General features: G+C 71.3%; 28 protein-coding genes and 1 pseudogene. 14 read left to right on the plus strand and 15 right to left on the minus strand.

The window, feature by feature from the left end; genetic code table 11:
- Positions 1-9 precede the first annotated feature (9 nt).
- The gene (locus ABTW64_RS13890) at positions 10-402 is read left to right on the plus strand and encodes a Fur family transcriptional regulator (protein ID WP_350623421.1); all 393 of its coding nucleotides are present in this window, start codon (positions 10-12) and stop codon (positions 400-402) included.
- A 180-nt stretch (positions 403-582) separates the two neighbouring features.
- Here the strand turns inward: ABTW64_RS13890 and ABTW64_RS13895 are convergent, their stop codons facing one another.
- Positions 583-783, minus strand: coding sequence for a hypothetical protein (locus ABTW64_RS13895; RefSeq protein WP_350623423.1), 201 nt, complete (start codon positions 781-783; stop codon positions 583-585).
- A 142-nt stretch (positions 784-925) separates the two neighbouring features.
- Between ABTW64_RS13895 and ABTW64_RS13900 the strand changes: the two genes are divergently transcribed.
- Positions 926-1,690 carry an SDR family oxidoreductase gene (locus tag ABTW64_RS13900; RefSeq protein WP_350623425.1) on the plus strand — a complete coding sequence of 255 codons (765 nt, stop codon included), beginning with the start codon at positions 926-928 and terminating at the stop codon, positions 1,688-1,690.
- Positions 1,687-2,208, plus strand: a complete 522-nt coding sequence (locus tag ABTW64_RS13905; protein WP_350623427.1) for a DUF2087 domain-containing protein — start codon at positions 1,687-1,689, stop codon at positions 2,206-2,208. The genes ABTW64_RS13900 and ABTW64_RS13905 overlap by 4 nt, the downstream gene beginning before the upstream one ends.
- 6 nt (positions 2,209-2,214) lie before the next feature.
- Here ABTW64_RS13905 and ABTW64_RS13910 read toward each other — a convergent pair whose 3' ends face one another.
- Positions 2,215-2,769, minus strand: a complete 555-nt coding sequence (locus ABTW64_RS13910) for a DnaJ family domain-containing protein (protein WP_350623429.1) — start codon at positions 2,767-2,769, stop codon at positions 2,215-2,217.
- A gap of 58 nt (positions 2,770-2,827) precedes the next feature.
- A complete protein-coding gene (locus ABTW64_RS13915) occupies positions 2,828-3,544 on the minus strand; it encodes an NRDE family protein (RefSeq protein WP_350623431.1) in 717 nt (238 codons plus the stop codon).
- 157 nt (positions 3,545-3,701) lie between these two features.
- Here ABTW64_RS13915 and coaBC point away from each other — a divergent pair, with 157 nt between their 5' ends.
- Positions 3,702-4,913, plus strand: a complete 1,212-nt coding sequence (coaBC, locus tag ABTW64_RS13920; RefSeq protein WP_350623433.1) for a bifunctional phosphopantothenoylcysteine decarboxylase/phosphopantothenate--cysteine ligase CoaBC — start codon at positions 3,702-3,704, stop codon at positions 4,911-4,913.
- Positions 4,914-4,951: 38 nt separating this feature from the next.
- On the opposite strand, the gene ABTW64_RS13925 is transcribed toward coaBC, so the two are convergent.
- Entirely contained in the window at positions 4,952-7,201 is a 2,250-nt protein-coding gene (locus tag ABTW64_RS13925; protein ID WP_350623435.1) for an LLM class flavin-dependent oxidoreductase, read from the minus strand.
- Positions 7,202-7,288: 87 nt separating this feature from the next.
- Between ABTW64_RS13925 and ABTW64_RS13930 the strand changes: the two genes are divergently transcribed.
- Complete coding sequence (locus ABTW64_RS13930; RefSeq protein WP_350623437.1) at positions 7,289-7,759, plus strand: MarR family winged helix-turn-helix transcriptional regulator; 471 nt, start codon at positions 7,289-7,291, stop codon at positions 7,757-7,759.
- A gap of 60 nt (positions 7,760-7,819) precedes the next feature.
- Complete coding sequence (locus ABTW64_RS13935) at positions 7,820-8,659, plus strand: aldo/keto reductase (protein ID WP_350623439.1); 840 nt, start codon at positions 7,820-7,822, stop codon at positions 8,657-8,659.
- Between the two features lie 21 nt (positions 8,660-8,680).
- Here ABTW64_RS13935 and ABTW64_RS13940 read toward each other — a convergent pair whose 3' ends face one another.
- The 5 genes from ABTW64_RS13940 to ABTW64_RS13960 form a co-directional block, all read right to left on the minus strand.
- Positions 8,681-9,160, minus strand: coding sequence for a VOC family protein (locus ABTW64_RS13940; protein ID WP_350623441.1), 480 nt, complete (start codon positions 9,158-9,160; stop codon positions 8,681-8,683).
- 128 nt (positions 9,161-9,288) lie between these two features.
- Positions 9,289-10,791 carry an amino acid permease gene (locus ABTW64_RS13945; RefSeq protein WP_350623443.1) on the minus strand — a complete coding sequence of 501 codons (1,503 nt, stop codon included), beginning with the start codon at positions 10,789-10,791 and terminating at the stop codon, positions 9,289-9,291.
- Positions 10,792-10,837: 46 nt separating this feature from the next.
- A complete protein-coding gene (locus ABTW64_RS13950; RefSeq protein ID WP_350623445.1) occupies positions 10,838-11,692 on the minus strand; it encodes an NAD-dependent epimerase/dehydratase family protein in 855 nt (284 codons plus the stop codon).
- Positions 11,693-11,725: 33 nt separating this feature from the next.
- Positions 11,726-11,968, minus strand: a complete 243-nt coding sequence (locus tag ABTW64_RS13955; RefSeq protein WP_350623446.1) for a hypothetical protein — start codon at positions 11,966-11,968, stop codon at positions 11,726-11,728.
- Positions 11,969-12,064: 96 nt separating this feature from the next.
- Entirely contained in the window at positions 12,065-12,889 is an 825-nt protein-coding gene (locus ABTW64_RS13960) for a siderophore-interacting protein (protein ID WP_350623448.1), read from the minus strand.
- 131 nt (positions 12,890-13,020) lie between these two features.
- On the opposite strand from ABTW64_RS13960, the gene ABTW64_RS13965 reads away from it, so the two are divergent.
- The 4 genes from ABTW64_RS13965 (at position 13,021) to ABTW64_RS13980 (ending at position 16,882) form a co-directional block, all read left to right on the plus strand.
- Positions 13,021-14,016: a siderophore ABC transporter substrate-binding protein gene (locus ABTW64_RS13965; protein ID WP_350623450.1), complete on the plus strand. Its 996-nt coding sequence runs from the start codon at positions 13,021-13,023 to the stop codon at positions 14,014-14,016.
- 79 nt (positions 14,017-14,095) lie between these two features.
- Complete coding sequence (locus tag ABTW64_RS13970; RefSeq protein ID WP_350623452.1) at positions 14,096-15,082, plus strand: ABC transporter permease; 987 nt, start codon at positions 14,096-14,098, stop codon at positions 15,080-15,082.
- Complete coding sequence (locus ABTW64_RS13975; protein ID WP_350623454.1) at positions 15,075-16,130, plus strand: iron chelate uptake ABC transporter family permease subunit; 1,056 nt, start codon at positions 15,075-15,077, stop codon at positions 16,128-16,130. The genes ABTW64_RS13970 and ABTW64_RS13975 overlap by 8 nt, the downstream gene beginning before the upstream one ends.
- Positions 16,127-16,882: an iron ABC transporter ATP-binding protein gene (locus ABTW64_RS13980; protein ID WP_350623456.1), complete on the plus strand. Its 756-nt coding sequence runs from the start codon at positions 16,127-16,129 to the stop codon at positions 16,880-16,882. The genes ABTW64_RS13975 and ABTW64_RS13980 overlap by 4 nt, the downstream gene beginning before the upstream one ends.
- Before the next feature lie 79 nt (positions 16,883-16,961).
- Here the strand turns inward: ABTW64_RS13980 and ABTW64_RS13985 are convergent, their stop codons facing one another.
- From ABTW64_RS13985 to ABTW64_RS14000, 4 genes are all read right to left on the minus strand, one after another.
- Positions 16,962-17,150 carry a hypothetical protein gene (locus ABTW64_RS13985; protein WP_350623458.1) on the minus strand — a complete coding sequence of 63 codons (189 nt, stop codon included), beginning with the start codon at positions 17,148-17,150 and terminating at the stop codon, positions 16,962-16,964.
- Between the two features lie 56 nt (positions 17,151-17,206).
- Entirely contained in the window at positions 17,207-18,190 is a 984-nt protein-coding gene (locus tag ABTW64_RS13990) for a DNA-3-methyladenine glycosylase family protein (RefSeq protein WP_350623460.1), read from the minus strand.
- Positions 18,191-18,239: 49 nt separating this feature from the next.
- Positions 18,240-18,953: a winged helix-turn-helix domain-containing protein gene (locus ABTW64_RS13995; protein ID WP_350623462.1), complete on the minus strand. Its 714-nt coding sequence runs from the start codon at positions 18,951-18,953 to the stop codon at positions 18,240-18,242.
- A gap of 408 nt (positions 18,954-19,361) precedes the next feature.
- Entirely contained in the window at positions 19,362-19,922 is a 561-nt protein-coding gene (locus ABTW64_RS14000; protein WP_350623464.1) for a MarR family winged helix-turn-helix transcriptional regulator, read from the minus strand.
- A 91-nt stretch (positions 19,923-20,013) separates the two neighbouring features.
- On the opposite strand from ABTW64_RS14000, the gene ABTW64_RS14005 reads away from it, so the two are divergent.
- Together ABTW64_RS14005 and ABTW64_RS14010 are read left to right on the plus strand one after the other, a co-directional pair.
- On the plus strand, positions 20,014-20,448 hold the full coding sequence (locus ABTW64_RS14005) for a pyrimidine dimer DNA glycosylase/endonuclease V (protein WP_350623466.1): 435 nt from the start codon (positions 20,014-20,016) through the stop codon (positions 20,446-20,448).
- A gap of 21 nt (positions 20,449-20,469) precedes the next feature.
- Positions 20,470-22,653, plus strand: a complete 2,184-nt coding sequence (locus ABTW64_RS14010) for an MMPL family transporter (protein ID WP_350623468.1) — start codon at positions 20,470-20,472, stop codon at positions 22,651-22,653.
- 57 nt (positions 22,654-22,710) lie between these two features.
- Here the strand turns inward: ABTW64_RS14010 and ABTW64_RS14015 are convergent, their stop codons facing one another.
- On the minus strand, positions 22,711-23,229 hold the full coding sequence (locus ABTW64_RS14015) for a hypothetical protein (RefSeq protein WP_350623470.1): 519 nt from the start codon (positions 23,227-23,229) through the stop codon (positions 22,711-22,713).
- Between the two features lie 103 nt (positions 23,230-23,332).
- On the opposite strand from ABTW64_RS14015, the gene ABTW64_RS14020 reads away from it, so the two are divergent.
- Both ABTW64_RS14020 and ABTW64_RS14025 read left to right on the plus strand, forming a co-directional pair.
- A complete protein-coding gene (locus ABTW64_RS14020) occupies positions 23,333-23,632 on the plus strand; it encodes a GNAT family N-acetyltransferase (RefSeq protein ID WP_350623472.1) in 300 nt (99 codons plus the stop codon).
- Positions 23,633-23,685: 53 nt separating this feature from the next.
- Positions 23,686-24,654 carry an SDR family oxidoreductase gene (locus ABTW64_RS14025; protein ID WP_350623474.1) on the plus strand — a complete coding sequence of 323 codons (969 nt, stop codon included), beginning with the start codon at positions 23,686-23,688 and terminating at the stop codon, positions 24,652-24,654.
- Positions 24,655-24,684: 30 nt separating this feature from the next.
- On the opposite strand, the pseudogene ABTW64_RS14030 reads toward ABTW64_RS14025, so the two are convergent.
- Positions 24,685-24,938 (minus strand): annotated as a pseudogene (locus tag ABTW64_RS14030) (hypothetical protein); the annotation flags it as partial.

A 24,938-nucleotide genomic window follows, 5' to 3' on the forward strand; every position in this document is an offset into this window, starting at 1 on the left:
GAGGCCGCCATGACGGGTGATGAGCGCAGGACCGCGCAGAAGGAGGCGGTGCGGCGAGCGCTGCGGCAGGCGCCCGGCTTCGTGTCGGCGGGCGAGCTGCACGAGCGGCTCGCCGCGGGCGGCAACGCGGTCGGGCTCGCCACCGTCTACCGGCAGCTCAACGCTCTCGCCGAGGACGGGCGCGCCGACACGATCCCCGGGCCGGGTGGACGTCTCTTCCGTGCCTGCGAGGCGCCCGGCGTCCACCACCATCACCTCGTCTGTGAGGCCTGCGGCAGAGCCTTCGAACTCGATGCGCCCGACGAGGCGTGGATCCGCGACGCGGCCACTGAGCATCGGTTCACCGTCACCCGCCACGTGCTCGAGGTCTTCGGGCGGTGCGCGGACTGCCCTACATACTGATCGCGGTTCGTTCCGGAAAGGCGGTGAGGCTCCTCCGCAGGTCATCGTCGCGAGCCTCGCGCCTCGGCGGTGATGGCCGCCCTGATCGTGGCCGCTCCGGCCGCCGCCGACTCCGCGGATGCGCTCGATCGACGCCGTGCCGACGCCGTGCCGACGCCGTGCCGACGCCGGGGTAGCGCGTCACGCCCCCTGCTGCGGCGGGCGCGCCAGGCCGTGGCGGCCCGGCTCGTCGGGTTCCTTCGCCGTCTCAGGCGAGACGGGCGAGCCGCCGGCCGGCGCGTCGGCGCCGGGGTACGAGGGCTGCTCGATCTCGTCCGCGTCGCGCTCGTCCTGCGGGGGCAGGTGGTCGAGGGGCTTCTTGGCGTCGTCTCGATTGCTCATGCCGACAGGCTCCGTCATCGCGGCCTCCGCGTTGAGGGGGTTGCGATGAGTCGTTCGTCGTGCTCCCCTCGCCGGCCCCGATTCCGTCGCCGGCCCCGATAGTGTCGTGGCGTCGGGCTGGATCGAGAGTGGGAGCGCACCGATGAGGATCGCCGTCGCCGGAGGCACGGGTGTGCTCGGCCGCCATGTGGTGCGCCTCGCTCGTGAAGGCGGGCACGAGCCGGTCGTCCTCAGCCGCTCTCGCGGCGTGGACCTGCGCGAGGGCGGCGAGAGCCTGACGGCGGCGCTGGCGGGCTGCGACGCGGTGGTCGACGTCGCCTCGGTCCAGACGCTCTCGGCCAAGGAGTCGACGCGGTTCTTCCGCGCGGTGACCGAGAACCTGATCCGGGCCGAGATCACCGCCGGCGTTCGCCACCACGTCGCCGTGTCGATCGTGGGCGCCCTCGCCATCGACGACGGCTACTACGCCGGCAAGGCGCTGCAGGAGCGCCTCGTGACGGCGTCGGGCACCGGCTGGACGATGCTGCGCGCGACGCAGTTCCACGAGTTCGCGGCCCAGACCGCCCAGACGGGCCGGATGCTCGGGGTGCATCTCGTGCCGCAGATGCGATCGCAGCCCGTCGCGGCAGCCGAGGTCGCCGCCGAGGTGGTCGCGCTCGCGACCGGCGCGCCCCGCGGTCTGGTGGCCGACCTGGCCGGGCCGCGCCAGGAGAGCATGCCCGACCTGGTGCGCCGCTTCGTGCGTGCCTCGGGGTCCCGACGGCCGGTGCTGTCGTTGCCGCTCCCGGGCAGGATGGGGCGCGGCCTCCGCGACGGCACGATCCTGCCGCGAGAAGGCGCTCGTCTCGGCACGCAGACGTTCGACCAGTGGCTCGCGGAGAGCCAGGGGGCCGGGGCGGCGCGATGACGCTGCCCGGAGATCCCGACTGGCGTCCGATCATCGCCGCGCTCGCGAACCCGGACAGCCGTCAGGTGATCGGGCTGCTGATCCTGGGGGAGGACCCGACGCCGTTCCTCGCGACACGGCCGCCTTCCCGCCGCCGCCACATCGTCGACAGCCTGCGCCGGGCGGGCGTCATCGCCGAGCAGGATGACGGATCGCTCGCGCTGGTCGACACGGTGTTCGAGCGCGCGCTGCGCCGCGAGCCGGCGCGCAGGGCCACCGGTGTGGAGCGGTTCCTGCGCGACGGGCGCATCCTGCAGTACCCGGCGAATCTCGCCGAGCGCGAGAGTCTGCTGCGCTGGGTGGCAGAGCGCGCGCTCGCTCCCGATGAGGTCGTGAGCGAGCGCGGCATGAACGAGAGACTGCGCGCGTTCTCGGACGACACCGCGGTGCTGCGGAGGTATCTCGTCGACTTCGGCATCGTCGAACGGCGCCGCGACGGCACCGAGTACGCGCTCGCGGAAGAGCCCCCGGGGGAGTAGGTACGCTCAGCGCTCGCGGCGCCAGAACCGCCGTCGTCGGCGCGGCGGACGCTCGGCCTCCGCGGCGGCGCGGGCGGCCTCGGCGCGCTGCTCGCGGCGTTGGCGCCACGCGGCGACCTCGTCGTCGACGTCGCGCAGCGCGGTGACCACCGGCGGCCCGCCGAGCAGCTGCATGCGGGCGTGCTTCACGCGCGCGTTGAAGTCGTCGAGCGTCGCGCGCACGTCTTCCTCGCGCGTCAGACGATCGAGACGGTCGTGCATCTCGGCGTCCTCGACCCGCAGTGCGAGCGCGGGCGGGCCGAGACCGCGTAGGTTCTCGCGCTCGATCTTCTGGCGGATCCACCAGTCGGGGTCGTGCCCGCGTCCCAGTCCCGTCAGGGGCTTCCCCGCGCCCGGAAGATCGTCGAACTCGCCCCGCCGCATGGCGTGCTGGATCGCCTGCTCCACGACGGCCGCCCGCTCCTCGGGCGTCGACCACGTGGTGGCCCGCTGATCGTCGGCCTCGGCTGCGCCGTCGCGTTCCAGGCGGTATCGCTGCGCGGCATGCCGCGGATCGGACATGGGCACCTCCGGAGAACTCGGACGTCCATCCAGGGTAAGCGCGCGACGGGGTGCCGGCTCAGTGGAAGGTGAGCGGGTTCCAGCTGCCCGGACGGTCGAGCTCCGCGTAGCGCACCGTGGCCCGCCCGGGCCGGATGCTCGCCACGCACGCGAGCAGCGAAAGCGTCGGGTAGCCGTGGGCATGGTTGTCGCGCACGATCGCGCGGTCGTCGGAGGGCGACATCCTGCCGCTCTCGGCGAGCACGTCGAGCCACGCGCCCCACCAGCCGTCGTCGGGACCGTCGGCCGGCGCGTCCTGGAACGCCCGATGCCACGCGGCGATGCGCGGCGTGGCCGGATCGTCGACGTCATCGTGGGCGAGCATGTGCGTGCCGGGAGCCAGGGACGTTCGGCGCAGCTCCGCACCGTCCCACGTCGTCACCGTCACGCTCGGGCCCGCGACCTCGACCAGGTTGAAACCCAGCGTGCGGGGAGTGCCGTCAGGCGACGCGCCGTCCACCGCGGCGAGCACGATGCCGCCGCGCGACTCGAGCTCCTCAGCTCGCACGTCGGCCGGATGGCCCGCCCGGTTGAGCAGCACCGCGAGCCGGTCGCCCTGGGTCGCGAGCCAGGCGCCGCCCGCAAGGCGATCCTGCACGCCCACGACGCCCGGACGATCGGGCCACCACTCGCCCAGTGGATTCCACGGACGGTGGGGATCCTCGTCGCGCACCGCCAGCAGGCGCACGGGATCGGATGAGCCGGGCTCAGGAACGCGGACGATGACGGTGCACATTGCTCATAGTGTCTCGCACGCGTTCTCATGGCGCGCTGCTCGCGCGTCCCGCACGAGGTCGGGCTGGCGCGCTGCTCGCGCGTCTCGAGCGGGGCGAGACATGTGCGGGAAGCTCGCGGGGAGGGCCGGGGGAGGGGAGAGATGGGAGAATCGGCGCGTGAACATCGTCGTGGGCGTGACGGGCGGCATCGCCGCGTACAAGGCGGTGCAGCTCGTGCGGCTGCTGGTGAAGGACGGGCACGACGTGCACGTGGTGCCCACCGACGATGCGCTGCGCTTCGTGGGCGCCCCCACGTGGGAGGCCATCAGCCGGCATCCCGTCACGACCTCGGTGCACGACGACGTGGCACGCGTACGGCACGTCGCCCTGGGGCAGGAGGCCGACCTCGTCGTGATCGCCCCCGCCACGGCGAACACGATCGCGAAGATGGCGGCGGGCCTGGCGGGCGACCTGCTCGGGACGACCCTGCTCGCCACGCGCGCGCCGGTGCTGATCGCCCCCGCCATGCACACCGAGATGTGGCAGCACCCCGCCACGCAGGCGAATGTCGCGACACTGCGCCAGCGCGGCGTGCGGCTGATCGGCCCCGACAGCGGACAGCTCACGGGAGACGACAGCGGGCCCGGACGGATGAGCGAGCCCGAGGCGATCCATGCCGAGGTCACGCGGGCGATGGTCGCGGGACGCGACCTGGCCGGCGTGCGCATCGCGATCTCGGCGGGGGGCACACGCGAGCCGATCGACCCCGTGCGCTACATCGGCAACCGATCGAGCGGACGCCAAGGTGTGGCGGTCGCACTCGCCGCAGCCGACCGCGGTGCCGCCGTGACCCTGGTGGCGGCGCACATCGACGAGGGCGTGCTGGGGCAGGTGAGCGCGCATCCGGGCATCCGGATCGAGCGGGCCGGCACGGCGGCCGAGCTGGGGGAGCGGATGGACGCTCTCGCGCACGAGGCGGATGTGGTGATCATGACCGCCGCGGTCGCCGACTACCGCGTCGCGTCGGTGTCCGACCACAAGCTCGCCAAGGAGGACGGTGCGCCCGTGCTCGAGCTGGTCGAGAACGACGACATCCTCGCGGGCCTCGCCGCCGCACGCCGGCCCGGACAGCTGATCGTGGGCTTCGCGGCCGAGATGCCCACCGCAGACGAGAGCGTGGTCGAGCGCGGCATCCGCAAGCGCCGCCGCAAGGGTGCCGACCTGCTCGCCGTCAACGAGGTGGGGTGGCAGGCCGGCTTCGAGCGTCCCGACAACACCGTGTCGATCATCGGCGCGGACGACACGGTGATCGCGACGGCCACCGGGTCGAAGCGCGAGGTCGCCGACGCCCTGCTCGACGCTGTGCGCGACGCGCGCGGACGGGCCTGAGCATATGAGCGCCGTGACGAGCACGGCGCCCGCGGCCCCTACGCCGGCGGCGTCACCGGGAAGTTGGCGCGGAAGACGTTCTCCGGATCCCACGCGCGCTTGACCTGGCGCAGGCGAGGCAGGTTCGGGCCGAACGCGTCATCGATGCGCTCGGGGCGCAGGTCGGTGTCGAACGACAGATAGAGCCCATCGGTGTGCGGGGAGACCAGTCCGTCCCACAGCGGATCGAGCTCGGCGTGCGAGCGGCCGAGAGCCGTGAGCAGGAAGTTCTGATGCCGGTGCGGGTATGCCGTGGCGTCGGGCGCCAGGTCATGCGCCGCTCCTCCCGTCGCCCGCACCTGAAGGAAGTGGGCCGCTCCGGAGCCGGCGAGATCCGTGAACGCCCGCGCGGCGGCGCGATCGAGGTGCTCCACGAGCCCGGTGCGCGAGACCGGGTCGCCGCCGCCGGTGTGCTGGCGCTGGCCGGGCTGCCAGCCGATCGCCCGCAGCACGTCCGCGTAGGGCAGGAGATACGCCTTGTGGTCCAGCAGAGGGCCCGCGTCGGCGAGCGCTTCGAGCGCCGTGATCGCCGCGCTCGTATCGTCGCCCGCGTACACGGTCATCAGCTGCGCGACGGCCTGCTGCCCTGGCCGGATAGGCGACAGGATGAGGAAGCTCGTCAGAGCGCGAGGCGCCCGCTCGACCGCGGCGCCCCACCGCTCGAGCAGACCCGCCGTGTCGGTCGCGTCGAAGACCATCTGCGAGTAGACGACCTTCCCGAGTCTCATGGCCTCGATCTCGACCGCCGTGACGACACCGAGATTGCCGCCGGCCCCGCGCATACCCCACAGCAGCTCAGGGTTCTCGTCCGCGCTCGCGCGCACGATCCGGCCGTCGGCGGTCACGACGTCCGCTGCGACGACGCGGTCGATCGTGAGCCCGAAGCTGCGGCCCAGCAGGCCGATGCCGCCCGTGGTGGCGAGCCCGCCGACGCCCACCCCGCCGTAATCGCCGGAGCTGATCGCCAGGCCGCGGGGCGACAGGGCCTGCGCCACCTCGCCCCACGTCGCGCCGGCCCCGATCCGCACGCGGTCGCCCTCCGCGTCGATCGGCTCGATGGACGAGAAGCGCCGCAGGTCGATCACCACTCCGCCGTCGTTGGTCGAGCGACCGCTCACCCCGTGACCCCCGGATCGCACGCCGAGCGGCACATCCTGCGCACGGGCGTAGCCGAGCGCCTCGGCGACCTCCGCGGGCGTCGACGGCAGCAGGATCACGCCGGGCCGCCCCGAGCGCAGGTAGTTGTGGCGCATCCCCTCGTAACCGCGATCGCCCGGCTCGACCGCGCTCGCGGCGAGCGAGGCCGGCACGGCGTCGTAGTCGATGCCCTCGCGGCGCAGCGCGAGCGCGGTGGACCCGCGGCGTGCGGACGCGGCCACCGTTCCCTGAGCGCGGCGTTCGCGCGCCACGGCCTCGCGCACCGCCGGCGCGATCTCCTCGCCGAACGACTGCAGGGCGGCCGGGTCGTCGCTGGCGAGGATGAATGCCGAGACGCCGTCGTCGAGCGCGAAGCGGGTGAGCTCGTCGGTCCACCGGTCCCGGTCGCCCCCGGGCGCGATGTTCAGCAGCCGGCGGATCTCGGCGGGGCTGCGTCCGGCCTTCTCGGCCGCCTCATCGATCACCGCGTTGCCGCGCCGGAGGTCGCCCGGCTGCATGTAGGCGAGCGACGGCAGCCAGCCGTCGGCCTTCGCGCCCGTCAGGCGCAGCATGCGGGGCTTGTACGCGCCGAGCCAGATCGGGATGTCGTGCGCGGGCTGAGGGCCGCGCTTCGCGCCGTGCACGCGGTGGAACTCGCCGTCGACGCGCAGCGGGCGGCGCTCGCCGGCATCCCAGATGCCGCGGATGATCTCGATGCCCTCGCGCAGGGCGGTCACGCCCTCCCCGGGCGTCAGCTTCCTCGCCCCCATGGCCTCGATGGCGTCCCAGAACCCGCCGGCCCCGAGCCCGAGTGCGAAGCGCCCGCCCGAGAGAAGGTCGAGCGACGCGGCCGCGCGTGCGAGAACCGCGGGCTGGCGCAACGGCAGGTTGAGAACGTTGCCCGAGACCGTGATGCGCGAGGTGCGAGACGCCACCCACGTCAGCAGCGTCCACGTGTCGTGGAACGACGGCCGATAGGGGTGGTCCTGGAACGTGACCAGATCGAGCCCGGCCTGCTCGGACACCTGTGCCAGCCGGACGGGCTGGTGCGGATCGCCGTTGATCGGAGTGATGAACGAGCCGAAGCTCAGGTCCTGACCGTAGTCGGGCATCCGGGTGCTCCTCGCAAATAGGTTGTCTGCCAGATCGTATGTCCGACAACTCATCTACGCATCATCCTATTCCGATACCATGGGGCCATGGCCGCCGTCTCCCGCGCTCGTCCCTCCCTGCTGGGGTGGTCGCTCACCGCGCTGCTGCGCGAGTGGAAGGCCCGGGTGGCGGCCGTCGCCGCCGACCTGCCCCATGGCGAACGCAGCTACCAGGTGCTCTCGGCGGCGGTGCACGAGGAGCCCCCGACGCAGGCGGCACTGGCGGCCCGGCTCGGCATCGACCGCACGGTGATGACGTACGTGCTCGACGAACTGGAGAGCGCCGGGCTGATCGAGCGGCACCAGGACCCGGCCGACCGCCGTGCCCGCCGCATCGTCGCGACGCCCCGCGGGGTGGATGCCGTCGACGACCTCGACGCACGTGTTCGCGCCACCGAGCGAGAGCTGCTCGGAGGGCTCTCGGCCGAGCAGCGCGACCTGCTGTGCGGACTGCTCGAGCACGCGGCCACGGGCGTCGCACCGGGCGACGACCGCTGCGGCGCGGTCGCCCGCGGCTGACCCGGGCGTTCTGCGTCAAGCCCCCGCAGGCGGCCCGTGCACGCCGTTAGGCTCGGTCGCATGGCGACCATCGACATCCCTGCGGTCACGCTCAACGACGGCACCGCGTTCGCCGAGCTGGGCCTCGGCACGTACAAGCTCACCGGCGAGGACGGCATCGCCGCGATCGCGGCGGGCATCAGGTCGGGCTACCGAGTGATCGACACGGCCGTGAACTACGGCAACGAGCGCGAGGTCGGCGAGGCCGTGCGTCGCAGCGGCGTCGACCGCGACGAGCTGGTCGTCACCACGAAGATCCCGGGCCGCCACCACGGCTACGACGAGGCGATCGCGAGCGGCCGCGAGTCGAACGCCACGCTCGGGCTCGGCCGCATCGACCTGCTGCTGATCCACTGGCCGAACCCCCGCGTCGACAAGTACGTCGACACGTTCAAGGGAATGCTCGCCCTGCGCGAAGAGGGCCTGGTGCGCTCGGTGGGCGTCTCGAACTTCACCGAGTCGATGCTGCGGCGCCTGATCGACGAGACCGGTGTCACCCCCGCCGTGAACCAGGTCGAGCTGCACCCCTACTTTCCCCAGGGCGCGCTGCGCGCGTTCCACGCCGAGTATGGCATCCGCACCGAGAGCTGGAGCCCGCTCGCGCGCCGCAGCGAGCTGCTCACCGAGCCGCTCATCCGCGACCTGGCCGCGGCCTACCAGGTCAGCCCGACGCAGGTGGTGCTGCGCTGGCACGTGCAGCTCGGCGCGACGCCCATCCCGAAGTCGGCCGATCCCGAGCGTCAGCGCGAGAACGCGGATGTGTTCGGCTTCGCCCTCGACGACGAGCACGTCGAGGCCATCTCGGCGCTCGAGCGCGGTCGGCTGTGGGACGGCGACCCGGAGACCCACGAGGAGTTCTGAGCCCCCGGCGGGAGCGCCGGTTCACACCACGTCGTCGAGGTCGTCCTCGTCGAAGTCCTCGTCCTCGTCTTCGTCGTCCTCGTCGTCGAAGTCGTCCTCATCGAGGATCGAGATCATCCACTTCACGCCGAAGCGGTCGGTGAGCATCCCGAACAGGCCGCCCCACTCGGGCTCCGACAGCGGCATCGTGATGGTGCCGCCCTCGGACAGCGCCTCCCACCACTCGCTGAGATCCTCCTCCTCGTCGCCGCTGATCGAGACGGAGAAGCCGCCCGGCCCCTCGTACGGCATGCCCGAGGGCGTGTCGCTCGCCATCAGCACCATGCCGTCGGGCGTCTCCAGCACGGCGTGCAGCACCAGGCCGGCATCCGCCGGGTCGTGGTCGAGCTCGCTGTCGTCGAAGGTCTCGATCTCGAGCTGTCCTCCGAACACCGAGTGGTAGAACTCCATCGCCTCGCGGGCGGTGTCGCGGAAGACCAGATACGGGTTCAGCACGGGCATGGCGGCATCCTGACTTCTTCGTGGATGGATGAATCCGTGGCCGGAATCGGCCCCAGTCTCGCCGCCTCGCGGCTCGGGGGGCAAGAGAGCAGGCCCGGCGTGTCCGCCGAGCCTGCTCTCGTGTGCGGTCAGCCGCGCTCGACGCGGTCGGACCCCGCGCGTTCAGCCGCGCCCAGCCGGCTGTGGCGGCGGGAGTACAGGAAGTACACCACCACGCCGATCGCGAGCCACACGATGAACCGGATCCAGGTGTCCAGCGTCAGGTTGAGCATCAGGTAGAAGCAGATCACGGCTGAGATGATCGGCAGCACGGGCACCCACGGCACGCGGAACGCGCGCGGCAGGTCGGGGCGCGTGCGCCGCAGCACGATCACGCCGATCGAGACCAGGACGAACGCGGCGAGGGTGCCGATGTTGACCAGCTCGGCGAGCGTCGACAGCGGCACGAACGCCGCCAGGACGGCCACCACGACGCCCGTGATGATCGTGATGCGGTACGGGGTGCCGAAGCGCGGGTGCGTCTTGGCGAGCGCCTTGGGCAGCAGGCCGTCGCGCGCCATCGCGAAGGCGACGCGCGTCTGGCCCATGAGCAGGATCATCGACACCACGATCAGGCCGATGCACGCGCCGATCGCGATCAGCCCGCCCATCACCGGCAGGCCGGCCTGCACGAAAGCGGTCGCGAGCGGCGCGCCGTCCTCGGGGTCGATGTCTCGGTAGTTCTGCATGCCGGTGATCACGAGCGACACCGCCATGTAGAGCACGGTCACGATCGCCAGAGCGCCCAGGATGCCGCGCGGCAGGTCGCGCTGCGGATTGCGGGTCTCCTCGGCGGTGGTGGCGACCACGTCGAAGCCGATGAAGGCGAAGAACACCATGGCAGCCGCTGCGAACACGCCCCCGATGCCGTACACGCTGGGGTCGAGGCCGAAGATGCCCTGCACGATCGGCAGGTGGAACACATCGCCCCCGCCCTCCGCGGGCGCCTCGGCCGGCGGCACGAACGGCACCCAGTTGGAGACCTTCACCAAGAAGGCGCCCACCACCACGACGACGAGCACGACCAGCACCTTGAGCCCCGTGACGATCTGGTTCAGGCGGCTCGACAGCTTGATGCCGCCGACGGTGATCGCCGTCAGGCCCAGGATGAGCAGACCCGCCGGCAGGTTGAGGAAGCCGTCTTCGGCTGTGGCGATCGCGGGCGGGATGGCGAACCATGTGTTCTCGAGCACGACCCCGAGGTACTGGCTGAAGGAGGTGGCGAGCGCCGCCGCTCCCACGGTGAACTCGAGAACCAGGTCCCAGCCGATGATCCATGCGAGCAGTTCGCCGAGCGTCGCGTAGGTGAACGTGTACGCGCTGCCGGCGACCGGAACGGTCGACGCGAACTCGGCGTAGCAGAGCGCCGCGAGCGCGCACGCGACCCCCGCGATGAGGAACGAGATGGCGATCGCAGGGCCCGCGTTCGTGGCGGCCGCGTGCCCCGTGAGCACGAAGATGCCGGCGCCCACGCACACGCCGATGCCGAACAGGATCAGGTCGAAGACGCCGAGGTTCTTCTTGAGCTGATGCTCGGGCTCTTGGGTGTCGGCGATGCTCTGCTCGATCGACTTGGTGCGGAACAGGCTCATGGTTCTCTCCTCGATTCCGGCTTTCTCTGGGGTTGCGGGTGGGGCCTCAGCGACCGTCGCGCCACGAGTGGTGCGGCTCGTAGCCGAGCAGGCGGCGGGCCTTGTCGATCGACAGCAGGGTGGGATGCCGGCCGTCAGCGCCGTCGATGTCGCCGCGCACGGGCACATCCGGGAAGACCTCGGCCAGCAGCTCGGCGTTGGGCCGGGTCGTGACGGTGTCGGCCGCCGCGATGATGAAGCGGTCGAAACCGGCCGGCGCCACCTCGAGGGCGCGCTCGATCGCCTGGGCGCCGTCGCGCGCGTCGATGTAGCCCCACAGGTTCCACTTGCGCTCGAGCGGATCGGCGTCGAACGGGAAGTCGGCGTAGTCCTCCGGCCACATCACGTTCGAGAAGCGCAGGCCCGTGATCGAGAGGGTCGGGTTCCAGCGCACCAGCTCGATCGCCAGCTGCTCCTCGAGGTGCTTCACGAGCGAGTACACCGACTCGGGGCGCGCGGGGTAGTCCTCGTCCACCGGCACGTAGGGGGGAGGCACGTCGAACGGCAGGCCCAGCACCGTCTCGCTCGAGGCGTAGACGATCCGGTCGATGCCCAATCGTGTGGCCGCCCAGAACACGTTGAACGTGGTCGCCATGTTGTTGTGGAACGTGGCGACGTCGGGTGCGAGGCCGGGTGCGGGGATCGCGGCGAGGTGCACGAGCGCGTCGAAGCCGTCGTGCGTGTCGCCGACGGCGGTGAGGGCGTCGACCACCTGGCCGTAGTCGGTCAGATCGACGCGGACGAAGTCGCGGTCGCGATCGCCCACGCGGTCGAGCCCGACGACGCGGTGCCCGGCTGCGCGCAGCTCGCGCGCGACGACGGATCCGAGTTTTCCGGACGAGCCGGTGAGTGCGATGCGCATGCCCACCAGCCTGTCATGCGCGGGCGCGTCGGATCAGCGCTTGACGCCGCCGACGAAGTACGCGAGGGGGCCGATCCAGTTGATCAGGATGATCGGGATCCACGCGGGCTTGGTGAGCCGCACGTCCTTGGCGGGGCGCGCCCACAGGTCCGAGAACGCGGCGAGAGCGAGGCCGACCTGCACCACGCCGACCAGCGAGAGCAGGATGCGCCCGGGCACCGACACGGGCTTCTTGGCGGCGACGTGGGCCGGCGTGTGGGTCTTGGTGTGAGTCATGGATCCTCCTCGGCAGATGTCCCCATCCTCATGCGCTCGGGCGCGTCGCGCATCCCCCTTGCGGCGGACGCCCGGAGATGTCAGCGCCTCTCGCGCTCAGCGCGCGCCGGGGCCGTGCGGCGCGTGGTATTCGGCCTCGCCGCGCTTCCAGTAGCCCTTCACCACGACGCGGTCGGAGTCGAGGCCCCAGCGCTCGCACAGGAGTGCGCGTCCGGTCTTCACGATCGCCTGCTCGGCGGCGACGAAGCCGAACACGTCGCCCGAGGGGCGGTCATCGGCCGTGATGCCGTCGAGCCGTGCGGCGAGAGCCGTCCCGGCGGCGGCGTCGCCGCGGTGCACGTACTCGACCGTCACCGGGGCGTCGATCGCGACCTCGTGCGCCTCGTCCTGCACCTCGACGAGGATCGTCGCAGGCGCGCCATCCGGGATCAGCGCCGCGAACCGGCGGATCTGCGGCACGGCCGTCTCGTCGCCCGCGAGCAGCCACGCGTCTGGCGTGCCATGCACGCTCATCGAGCCGCGGGGACCGCCGACGCCGGCCAGTGAGCCGAGGGGAGCGTTCGCAGCCCACACGCCCGCGACGCCCTCGTCGCCGTGCACGGCGAACTCGAGATCGAGCCACCCCACGGTCTCGCCGTCGGCGCTGTTCGAGGTTCCCCAGTACAGCGGGGTGAGCTCGCGGCTCGGGAACGCGCGCATCTCGTCGACGGTGTCGGCGGGCCCCTGGGCGAAGAAGACCCGGATGTGGTCGTCATGGCCGGGAGTGCCGAAATCGACGAGGTCGGCGCCCTCCAGCCGCACGCGCACATAATCGGGCGCGAGCCATTCCCGCGCGACGAGCCGGGCGAAACGGAACTTCAGGTCGAGCTTCTCGCGCCCGAGCGTGAAGCTCTGCGGGACGCCGGTCGTCGCGTTGGTCATGAAAGTTAGGCTAGCCTACCCATTGGCGGGTGAGGTTCGCCTAACCTGAACCCGGCAGCACGCTGAGTGCCCCGCCGATCCCTCACCGATGGACCGCGGCTGATACCGCGCTCTGAAGACAGGAGCTCCCCATGCCTGCACTCCGACCGATCGCCGCGCTCGGCATCGCCGCCGCGTCGGCCCTCGCGCTCGCCGGATGCGCCACGACGCCCGCCGAAGGCGACGCCGCCGAGACGCCGGCCGCCGCCGCCCCCGCCTCGGTCGAGGTCGAGGACAACAACGGCACGCACACGATCGCGCTGCCGCCGAAGTCGGTCGTCGCGACCGACAACCGCACCTTCGAGACGCTCGCCGACTGGGGGGTCGAGCTGAAGGCCGCCGCCGTGGCGCTGATGCCCGAGGGCAACCCCTACAAGACGGATGACGCGATCATCGACCTCGGCAACCACCGCGAGCCCGACCTCGAGGCCGTCGTCGCGGTCGAGCCGGACCTGATCATCAACGGCCAGCGCTTCGCGCAGTTCCACGACGACTTCGTCTCGCTGGCGCCCGACGCCACCGTGCTCGAGCTCGACCCCCGCGAGGGTGAGCCGCTCGACGCCGAGCTGGCGCGTCAGGTCACGGTGCTGGGTGAGATCTTCGGCAAGCAGAGCGAGGCCGACCAGCTCGTGGCCGACCTCGAGGCCGCCATCGCGCGCGCCAAGGAGGCGTACGACCCTGCGCAGACGGTCATGGCGGTCAACACCTCGGGCGGTGAGATCGGCTACATCGCCCCGGGCGTGGGCCGCACGCTCGGTCCCGTGTTCGACCTGCTCGGGCTGACGCCCGCCCTCGAGGTCGAGGGCGCGAGCGACGACCACCAGGGCGACGACATCTCGGTCGAGGCGATCGCCGAGTCGAACCCTGACCTCATCCTCGTGATGGATCGCGACGCCGCCGTGGCGGCCGCCGACCCCGCGTACAAGCCGGCCGCGGACATCATCGAGAACTCGGAGGCGCTCGCCGACGTGACCGCCGTGAAGGAGGGCGACATCCTGTACATGCCCGCCGACACGTACACGAACGAGGGCATCCAGACGTACACCGAGTTCTTCAACGCGCTGGCCGACGCGCTCGAGGGCAAGTGACATCCCGGGTGGCGGGGCCGGAGCGCCCCGTCCCCGTCACCCGCACCTCCCTCAGACCGCCCGTCGCCCGAAGGCACCCATGACCATCACCGCAGCCGAACCCCGCGCCCGGTCGCGCGCCCGGCTCTTCGACCCCTGGCTGAGCGTCGGCATCGCCGTCGTCGCCGGTCTGCTCGTCCTGTCGCTGTTCACGGGTGTCTACGACGTCGTGGGCGCCGAGGACGGCGCGCAGATGTTCCAGATCACGCGCGTCCCGCGCACCGTCGCGCTCGTGCTCGCGGGAGCGGCCATGGCGATGTGCGGTCTCGTGATGCAGCTGCTGACCCAGAACCGCTTCGTCGAGCCCACCACGACCGGCACCACCGAATGGGCGGGGCTCGGCCTGCTCGCGGTCATGATCGTGGCGCCGACGGCGGGCATCCTGCCCCGCATGATCGGGGCGATCGTCGCCGCGTTCATCGGCACGATGGTGTTCTTCCTGTTCCTGCGCCGGGTGTCGCTGCGATCGTCGCTGATCGTGCCGATCGTCGGCATCATGCTCGGCGCCGTGGTCGGCTCGGTCTCGACGTTCATCGCGCTGCAGACGAACATGCTGCAGAACATCGGCGTCTGGTTCGCCGGCAGCTTCACGTCGGTGCTGCGCGGGCAGTACGAGGTGCTCTGGATCGTGCTCGCGGTCGTGGTGGCGGTCTTCATCGCCGCCGACCGGTTCACGGTCGCCGGCCTCGGTGAGGACGTCGCCACGAACGTCGGCCTGAACTACAACCGCATCATCCTGATCGGCACCGCGCTCATCGCGGTCGCGACCGGCGTGGTGACGGTCGTCGTGGGCAACCTGCCGTTCCTGGGGCTGATCGTGCCCAACATCGTGTCGATGTTCCGTGGCGACGACCTGCGCAGCAACCTGCCATGGGTGTGTCTGCTCGGCATCGCCACCGTCACGGTGTGCGACCTGGTCAGTCGCACGATCATCATGCCGTTCGAGGTGCCCGTGTCGCTCATCCTGGGCATCGTCGGAGCCGCCGTCTTCATCACGCTTCTGCTGAGGCAGCGTCGCCGTGGCTGAGCCGATCACCTCGCTTCGCGCCTTCGCCCCCGACGGGGCGCCGCTCGAGCGCCACGCCGGTTCCCTGCCCACGCCCCGTGCGCGCCGGCGGTACGCCCTGATCCTGGGCGCGCTGATCGTGCTCGCGGTGCTGTTCGGCTTCGGCCTGCTGGCGTGGGACAACCCCATGCCGTTCGGCACCGACGGGTTCTGGAAGATTGCCGAGCTGCGCGGCAAGGCGGTCACCACCATGGCGATCGTGGCGTTCGCGCAGGCCATCGCGACCGTCAGCTTCCAGACGGCCACGAACAACCGCATCATCACGCCGTCGATCATGGGTTTCGAGGCGCTCTACGTGGCGGTGCAGACATCGGCCGTCTACGTCCTCGGCGTGGCCGGTGTGGTGGCCCTCCAGGGACTCGGACAGTTCGCGCTGCAGGTGGCGCTCATGGTCGGGCTCGCGCTGCTGCTGTACAGCTGGCTGCTGTCGGGGCGCTACGCGAACCTGCAGATCATGCTGCTGATCGGCATCGTGCTCGGAGGAGGGCTCGGCTCGGTCTCGGCGTTCATGCAGCGCCTTCTGACGCCCAGCGAGTTCGATGTGCTGTCGGCACGGCTGTTCGGATCCATGGCCAATGCCGATGCCGCGTACTTCCCGCTCGCGATCCCGCTCGTCGCCGTCGCGGGCGCGATCCTGTGGTCGCGCGCCCGTCGGCTCAATGTGCTCGCGCTGGGGCGCGACGCCGCGATGGGGCTCGGCCTCGACCACCGGCGCGAGACCATCCTCGTCCTGCTGCTCGTGTCGGTGCTCATGGCCGTGTCGACGGCCCTCGTGGGGCCGATGACGTTCCTCGGCTTCCTGGTCGCGACGCTCGCGTACCAGTTCGCCGACACGTTCGACCATCGTCTCGTGTTCCCCGTCGCCGTGCTGACCGGCTTCGTCGTGCTGGCAGGCGCGTACTTCGTCATGAAGAACGTCTTCTACGCGCAGGGCGTCGTGTCGATCATCATCGAGGTCGTCGGCGGCACGCTGTTCCTCATCGTCATCCTTCGGAAGGGCCGCCTGTGATCACCCTGCGCGACGTGCGAAAGGACTACAGCACCGAGGTCGCGATCGGTCCCGTCGACCTGCAGATCCCCGCGGGCGGCATCACGGCGCTCGTCGGCCCGAACGGCGCCGGCAAGTCGACGCTGCTGACGATGATCGGCCGCCTGCTCGGCATCGACGCCGGTGCGATCGAGATCGCCGGGTACGACGTGGCGAGCACCGCATCGAAGGATCTGGCGAAGATCGTGTCGATCCTCCGCCAGGAGAACCACTTCATCACGCGCCTGACCGTGCGCCAGCTGGTCGGATTCGGGCGCTTCCCGTACTCCAAGGGGCGACTGACCCGCGCCGACGAGCAGATCGTGTCGCGCGCGATCGACTTCCTCGACCTCACCGAGCTCGAGGGCCGCTATCTCGACCAGCTGTCGGGCGGCCAGCGTCAGCGCGCCTACGTCGCCATGGTGCTCGCACAGGACACCGAGTACGTGCTGCTGGACGAGCCCCTCAACAACCTCGACATGAAGCACTCGGTGCAGATGATGCAGCACCTGAAGAAGGCCGCCGCTGAGCTGGGCCGCACCATCGTGATCGTGCTCCACGACATCAACTTCGCCGGCCACTACGCCGATCACATCTGCGCCGTGAAGGACGGGCGGGTCGTCGAGTTCGGGCCGCCCGCGACGATCTTCACCGACGACGTGCTCACGCGGGTGTTCGACACCCCCGTGCGCGTGATCGACGGGCCCGACGGTCCGCTCGCGGTCTACTACTGAGCCGGCCCACTACAAGCCGGCCTACTACTGAGCCGGCCTGCTACGAGCCGGCCGCGGCACCCGCGCACCGGAGGTGCGGCTAGAGTCGCGCGCCGTCGTCGTACTCGTCGCGTCCCGGGCGTCCGCCCTTGCGCGCCTCGAACGCCAGGAACAGCCCCAGCGAGGAGAGCAGCCCGATGAGCAGTCCGAGCCAGACGTTGTCGAGGTACGCGGCGCCGAGGATGCCACCCGCGGCGAGCACGGCGATCGTGCGCAGGATGAGCCACATGCCCTCAGGCTACGCGGGCGCGACCCCGACCGGTGGGGAGGCCAGGCGGTCGCGCATCAGCGCGCGCGATGGTCCTCGGGATGCAGGCGGGGAGCGCGGCGCGGCTCGCTCACGCCCGACGACAGGATGAGCCGGATGACGCGCTGCCGGTGGCCGACCCACGGCGCGAGCAGTTCGAGCATCCCGTCATCCTCCACGCGGCTGCCCGTGAGGGCGTAGCCCACCTGGTGGGCGAGGTGGAAGTCGCCGACGCTCACGGCGTCGGGGTCTCCGAGCGCGCGGACGCGCGTCTCGGCCGAGGTCCAGGCGCCGATGCCCGGAAGGCTCGTGAGAGCGGCGTCGCGGCTCGGCCCGTCGGGCGCCGCGTCGACGGCGCGCACGATCGACGAGCCGCGTCGCGCCGCCTCGACGATCGTGCGGCTCTGCGGCGGCTCGAGGCCCGCGCGATGCCAGGCCCAGGACGGGATGCGCCGCCAGCCGTCGATCGACGGCGGTGCGTACATCGGCTTCGGCGTCGGGCCGGGCGCCCGCTCTCCGAACCATGTGACGAGACGACGCCACGCGGCGAACGCCTGGATCGCGGTGATCTTCTGCTCGGTGATCGACTGCACCAGGGCGTCGAAGATCAGATCGCTGCGGCCGAGCCTCAGGCCCGGATGGCGACGTCGGGCGTCGGCGATCAGCGGATGCAGCGACGCCTCGAAGCCTGTGTCGTCATCTTGCGCACCGCATAGGGCGGGCACCTGGGCGATGGCCCATTCGCGGCCGGGTCCCCACGCGGCGGCTCGCACGGATCCGTCGGCGGTCTGCCGCAAGGCGACCGTGGCGACGCCCTGCGGTGTGCGGGTCGCGCGCCAGATGACGCCCGCGCTCCAGGCCTGTGCCGCATCGCCAGGTCCGCGCTGGAACACCGCCACCGTGGCGTACAGGTCGAGAGGCCCGCGCGGCCGGTACACCGTCTCGAGCCGCGGTCCCGCATCCGGCCGCGGAGCGCGCTCGCGCACAGGATGGCGCGACACGAGCGCGGCGGACGGGATCATGCCGCCACGCTACGCGGGGCGTCTGACAAACCCGTGCTGGTCGTCTCGGTCAGAACCGGTCGGGCGACGGGGCCCCGGCGCCATAGCGCACCGAGACGTCCGCGTGACGGTCGAAGCGGTAGCCGACGCCGCGCACGGTGCGCACGATGTCCTGGAAGGCGCCGAGCTTCGACCGCAGGCGGCGCACGTGCACGTCGATCGTGCGCTCGCCCGGGGCATCGGCGTCGTCCGCGTCCCACAGCGATGAGACGAGCTCGGCGCGCTCGATGGTGCGCCCTTCGCGCAGCACGAGGTACTGCAGCAGCTCGAACTCCTTGAAGGTGAGCGCCGCCGACTCGCCGTCGATGATCACGCGCTTGCGCGAGATGTCGACGACGACGCCGCGGGCGGCCTCCGCCTGCTCGTCCGAGTGCGCCTTGGTGCGCGCGACGGCGGCGGGCTCGTGCAGAGCGAGCCGCACGACGTCGATGTCGCGCCCACCGGCCTGCTGCGGCGCGAGAGCCACCGCGGCGTAGGTCTCGGCGCTCGGGGCGAGCTCGGCGATGGTGCGGCGCAGCGCGTCGACCAGCACCGGCAGGCTCACGCCGTCGACGGCTGCCTTGAGCTCGTCGATGCCCACGTACAGGGCGAAGCCGCGGGGGGCGGCCTGCGGCCGGGGGGCCGCCGCCGCGACGGGGGTCTGCTCGGCGAGCGGCGGAAGCGGGCGCAGGTGTCGCACGGGGGTGGCGGCGGGGCGGTCGAGGAAGGCGGTGACGTTCGACATGATGATGAGTTCCTTGGGGGGATGCACCGCTGAGTGGTGCGGGTGTGTGCGTCGTTCGGCCGATCGCGCTCAGATGGCGTCGGCCGGATGGTGGGCGTCCCGGGTGCTGGATGCCCGGATCACGCGCAGCCGAACGGCAGGCGGATCTGGATCCCTGTCAGGGAGTGCGGCTGGGGAGATTCGTCTCAGCGGCACATTCGACAGCACATGACAGCGCGCCCGGGCATCATCATCCCGGTCGTCCCGTTCGCCTCCAGGGCGGACAGAAGCGTGGCGTTGTCAGACATGGCGACAATTGTGACCGCGCGTGTCGCGCCGTGTCAAACCGTTTCAGTGCGGGGCCCACTACATGACGCAATGTGACACGACGGGGCGGCGAATCGGTGTCGAAGTGCGAGGGCGAGCCTCTCAGCTGGTCGGGTGGTGGTCCTCGTCCGCTGTCGCGGCCAGATCGCGGAGGAAGCGCGTTACGACCTCCCGCTGCGAGGGAGTGAGCCGTGCCGCGACGTCGAAGCGGCGGGCGTGGCTGCGGCCGACGGTGTCGCGGGCGGCGCGTCTCGTCTCGTCCCGCACCTCCACTGCGACGCTGCGGCGGTCGGACGGATGCGGCAGGCGGCGCACGTGTCCGGCGGCGGCGAGGCGATCGAGCAGCTTGGTGGTGGAGGCCGTGGAGATGCCGAGGTGCTCGGCGATCGCGCCGGGTGTCACCACCATCCCGTTCTGCTGTCCCGCGATGATGAAGCGCAGTGCGCGCATGTCGGTGTCGCCGAGCTTCATGTAGCGGCGCGATGCCTCGCTCATCCGCTCCTCGGCCTCGCGCCACAGCCGCAGCGTGCGCAGCAGCTCGACGATCTGGTCGATCTCGGCGTCGTCCATGCCGCGGAGCGAGACGACCTCCTGATCGGGGTCGAGCACGCGTGGATCGAACATCGACGGCTCGTCGCCCCTGTCCATCCGCGCACGTGCCATGCGACGATCTTACGACCGGCCATTATGTAGCCTTGTATGTATCTAGCTAAGCTAGAGAAACATCGTTCGCCGAGTCGAAGGGAAGCGCCACGTGAGGCTCTGGTCGCTGCACCCGTCGCTGCTGGATCGCCAAGGCCTCACCGCGTGCTGGCGTGAGGCGCTGCTGGCGCAGGCCGTGCTGCGTGGCACGACCCGCGGCTACACCGCTCACCCGCAGCTCGAGCGGTTCCGAGCGACCGATGATCCGGTCGCCGCGATCAGCTCCTACCTGCACGGCGTGCGCGCGGAGGCGGAGCGGCGGGGCTACCGCTTCGACGGCGAGCGGATCGCGCGACCCGCGGACCCGCGGACGCACCTGATCCCCGTGACGCAGGGGCAGGTGGATCTCGAGTGGCAGCACCTGCTGCGCAAGCTCGTGCAGCGCTCTCCGGCCGACCACGCTCGCGTCTCCGCCGGCGGGCCGTCGCCGCATCCCCTCTTCTTCGTCGTTCCGGGCGCGGCCGCGTCGTGGGAACGCGCTCGCTGACCGCCGCACGTGAGGAGAACCATGAACGCGCACCCCCGACCGAAGGCGCTCGACGACGCACACGCCTCGGGGACGCGGGTTCCCGCGTGGCTGCGGGTGCTGCTGCCCGCGGTGCTCATCCTCGTCTGGCTGACGGCCGCCGCGATCGGCGGACCCTACTTCGGACGCGTCGAGGAGGTGTCCTCGAACGATCGCACGGCATACCTGCCCGCGACGGCGGAGGCGACCGAGGTGCAGGAGCGGCTGCCGGGTTTCACCGAGGGCGACGCGATCCCGGCCGTGGTCGTGTTCGCGTCGGACGAGGAGCTGGCGCCGGGCGACCTGGACGCGATCGGCGCGCGCCTCGCCGACGTCGCCGAGCGCGAGATCGTGGACGGCGAGGCGTCGCCGCCCATCCCGTCCGAGGACGGGCTCGCGGTACAGGCGTTCGTGCCCCTCGACGGCGACGCCGACCTCGGCGATGCCACCGCCGAGCTGCGCGAGGCGGTCTCGGAGGACCTGCCAGAGGGGATCGACGTCTTCGTCACCGGGCCGGCGGGCTTCACGAGCGACCTCGCGGGCGCCTTCTCCGGCATCGACGGCCTGCTGCTCGCGGTCGCGCTCGCCGCGGTGCTCGTGATCCTGGTGGTCGTGTACCGATCGCTGCTGCTGCCTCTGGCGGTGCTGGCGACCAGCATGTTCGCGCTGTGCGTGGCGCTGCTGACGGTGTGGTGGCTCGCCAAGGCCGAGGTGCTGCTGCTGAGCGGCCAGACGCAGGGCATCCTGTTCATCCTGGTGATCGGGGCCGCCACCGACTACGCCCTGCTCTATGTGGCCCGCTATCGCGACGAGCTCGTGCGCACGCCGCGCCGCTGGACCGCCACGGTGCGCGCGCTGCGAGGCTCGATCGAGCCGATCGTCGCCTCCGGTGGCACGGTGATCGCGGGGCTGCTGTGCCTGCTGCTGAGCGACCTCCGCTCCAACAGCTCGCTGGGGCCCGTCGCGGCGATCGGCATCGCGTTCGCCATCCTGTCGGCGCTCACGCTGCTGCCGTCGATGCTGCTGGCGCTGGGGCGCGTGGCCTTCTGGCCGCGCCGGCCCGTATACGACCCCGATGCGCCTGAGCTCGAGCGGTCGAACGGACCGTGGGCCCGCCTCGCCCGCGCCATCGGGCGCCGCCCGCGCAGGATCTGGATCGGCACCGCGGTCGTGCTGGCCGTCGGCTGCCTGGGCATCACGCAGCTGCAGGCGTCGGGTGTGCCCCAGTCCGAGCTCGTGCTCGGGGCGTCGGAGGCCCGGGAGGGGCAGCGCGTGCTCGGCGAGCACTTCCCTGCCGGCTCGGGGAGCCCGGCGTCGGTGCTCGTGCCCGAGAACGCCCTGCAGGAGGCCGCCGATGTGCTGCTCGCGCACGACGGCGTGGCGGAGGTCGCCGTGGTCGTGGACGGCAGGGGGATGACCGCGCCGGTCACCGAGGAGGGCATCGGAGCGTTCGGTCCGCCCGGTACCCCGGCGCCCGAGCCGGTGATCTCGGAGGGCGCGGTGCTGCTGCAGGCGACCCTCGCCGACGCGGCCGACTCGCTCGCCGCGGAGCAGACGGTGCGCGACCTGCGGGTCGATCTGCGCGGCGAGGTACCGGAGGCGCTCGTGGGCGGCAGCACGGCGACCGATCTCGACACCAACGATGCCTCGATCCACGATCGCAACCTGATCGTGCCGCTCGTGCTCGCGGTGATCCTGGTCATCCTGATGCTGCTGCTGCGATCGGTGCTCGCGCCGATCCTGCTCGTGGCGACGACCGTGCTGTCGTTCGGCACCGCGATGGGAGTCGCGGGGCTGGTGTTCGAGCACGTTCTCGACATGCCGGGAGCGGATCCCGCCGTCCCGCTGTACGGCTTCGTGTTCCTGGTGGCGCTCGGCATCGACTACAACATCTTCCTCATGTCGCGTGTCCGGGAGGAGGCGCTCGCGCACGGCACCCGGGAGGGCATCCGGCGCGGCCTGACGTTCACGGGAGGCATCATCACGTCGGCCGGGCTCGTGCTCGCGGCGACGTTCACGGCGCTCGCGGTGATCCCCGTCCTGTTCCTGGTGCAGATCGCGTTCATCGTCGCGTTCGGTGTGCTGCTGGACACGTTCGTGGTGCGGTCGCTGCTCGTGCCGGCGCTCGCGACCGACATCGGCCGTGCCATCTGGTGGCCCTCGAAGCTCGCGCGCGGCAAGCGCTGAGGACACGGGCCGTTCAGGACGCCGGCGGCGAGCGGCGGTCGGCGAGGCACGGACATCTCACCCCTCGCAGATGTCGGAGGCGGTCTCTCGCTCCTCGGAGATGACGAGGATGCCGGATTCGTCGCGCGTCAGGACCACGAACCGCGCGTAGCGGCGAGCGTCGTATTCGCCGGCGAGGGAGTCGCCGACGCCGTCCACCTGGTCGACCAGCGTGGCGTCGACGCACGCCTCGGCGGTGACGGCGTCCTCGGGAGGTGGGAGCGCGCCGGACCCCTGCGGCCTCTGCACGATCCGGAACGCCACGATGTGGCGATATCCCGTCTGCCGTGCACCGGCGAGCATGTGGTCTACCACGCTGAAGCGGGGCGCCATGAGCACGTCGTCGCTGCTCAGCCGGCGGAGGGTGGCGGCCGTGTCATCCGTGACCGTGCGGCGGCGGATGTCGTCGGCTGCCGTGAGCCAGTCGCGATAGTTCTGCTCCGCCTCGGAGAGGGGGTCGGAGCGGGACGCGCAGGATGTCAGCAGCGCGATGACGCCGAGAAGGGCGAAGGTGGCATGGGCGGGACGGAGCGGCATGTCGCCGACGCTAGGTCCGCGCGGGTCCGCGCAGCGGGTCGTCCACAGCGAATCGCCAGCGCGGAGACGTCCGGACGGCTGTGGACGGACGTAACCTCGCATCGTGACTGAGTTGACGTTCACGAATGACAAGGCCGCGTCGCGCTACGAGCTGCGTCGTGGGGACGATCTGGTGAGCGTGCTCGACTACCGCGACAACGGCCGGACCGTCGCGCTCACGCGCGCGTTCACGAATCCGGCGCATCGCGGACACGGGTACGCCGCGATCGTCACGGAGCGCGCGGTGGATGACATCGAGGCCGCCGGTGATCGCACCGTGCTGCCCGTCTGCTGGTATGTGGCCGAGTGGTTCGACCAGCACCCGGAGCGGGCGGGCGTGCTCGAAGGCGCCGCCGCGCGCTGAGGCGGATCTCCCGCTTCGCGCCACCGGGTCAGGGGGGCGATAGCGTGACCGCCATGCGCATCCTGATCATCGGCGGCACCGGCAACATCAGCACGTACGTGACCCGACTCGCCGTCGAGCGCGGGTATGACGTCACGGTGCTCAATCGTGGGCGCAGCGACCTGCCCGCCGGCGTGCGCGGACTGATCGGCGATGCGGGCGACGCGTCGTCCATCGCGCGCGCGGTCGGCGACGAGTCGTTCGACGTGGTGGCGAACTTCCGCAGCTTCTCGCCCGAGCAGGTACGGGACGACATCCGGATCTTCGCCGCACGCACGCGTCAGTACCTCTACATCTCGAGCGCGTCGGCCTACCAGAAGCCGATCGCGCAGCTGCCCATCGTCGAGTCGACGCCGCTCCGCAACCCGTTCTGGCAGTACAGCCGCGACAAGATCGCCAGTGAGGACCTGCTCGTCGCCGCCTACCGCGAGCAGGGCTTTCCGGTGACGATCGTGCGTCCGAGCCACACGTATGGCCCCTCGCTGGTGCCCCTGGAGGGCGGATGGACGGCGCTGCAGCGCATCCGCGACGGTCGGCCGATCGTGGTGCACGGCGACGGCACGAGCTGGTGGACGCTCACGCACTCGCGCGACTTCGCCCGTGCGTTCGTCGGGCTGTTCGGCAACCCCCACGCGATCGGGCAGCCGGTGCACATCACGAGCGACGAGAGCCTGACATGGGACGAGATCGCGCGGCTGCTCGGGCGAGCGCTGGGGCGCGAGCCCGAGATCGTGCACGTCGCATCGGATGCCATCGCACGGGAGATCCCCGCGATCGGCCCGGGGCTGGTGGGCGACAAGGCGCACTCGGTGCTGTTCGACAACACGCGCATCAAGCAGCTCGTGCCCGGGTGGGTGGCCACGACGCCGTTCTCCGACGGTGCGAGGGAGATCGTCGAGTGGCACCTCGCCGATGAGGCGCGCCGGCAGGTGGACGCCGAGCTCGACGCCGCGTTCGACCGGCTGATCGACAAGCACGGCTGAGGCGGTCCGCGCGTCGGCTGACACCGGTTTTCAGGTGGCGGGGCAGCCGGGGCCGTGGGGGTCTTCGATGCAGTCGTGTTGGACGAGGGCGGTGTGGACTTCGACGATGCGGATGTGTCGGGGTGGGGCGGGTGCGGTGATGTGGCCGTCGATGGTGCGGGTGCCGTGGGTGCCGAAGTCGACGGTGGCGGTGTAGAGCGCGGTGACGGTGAGGGGGTAGGTGCCCTTGGCGGTGTAGGCGTGGCTGGTGTCGGTGGGGGTGAACTGCGCTTGCCGGAGGGTGT

Origin of the sequence: Microbacterium sp. NPDC096154 (assembly GCF_040302945.1) — a bacterium.
Lineage (GTDB): Bacteria > Actinomycetota > Actinomycetes > Actinomycetales > Microbacteriaceae > Microbacterium.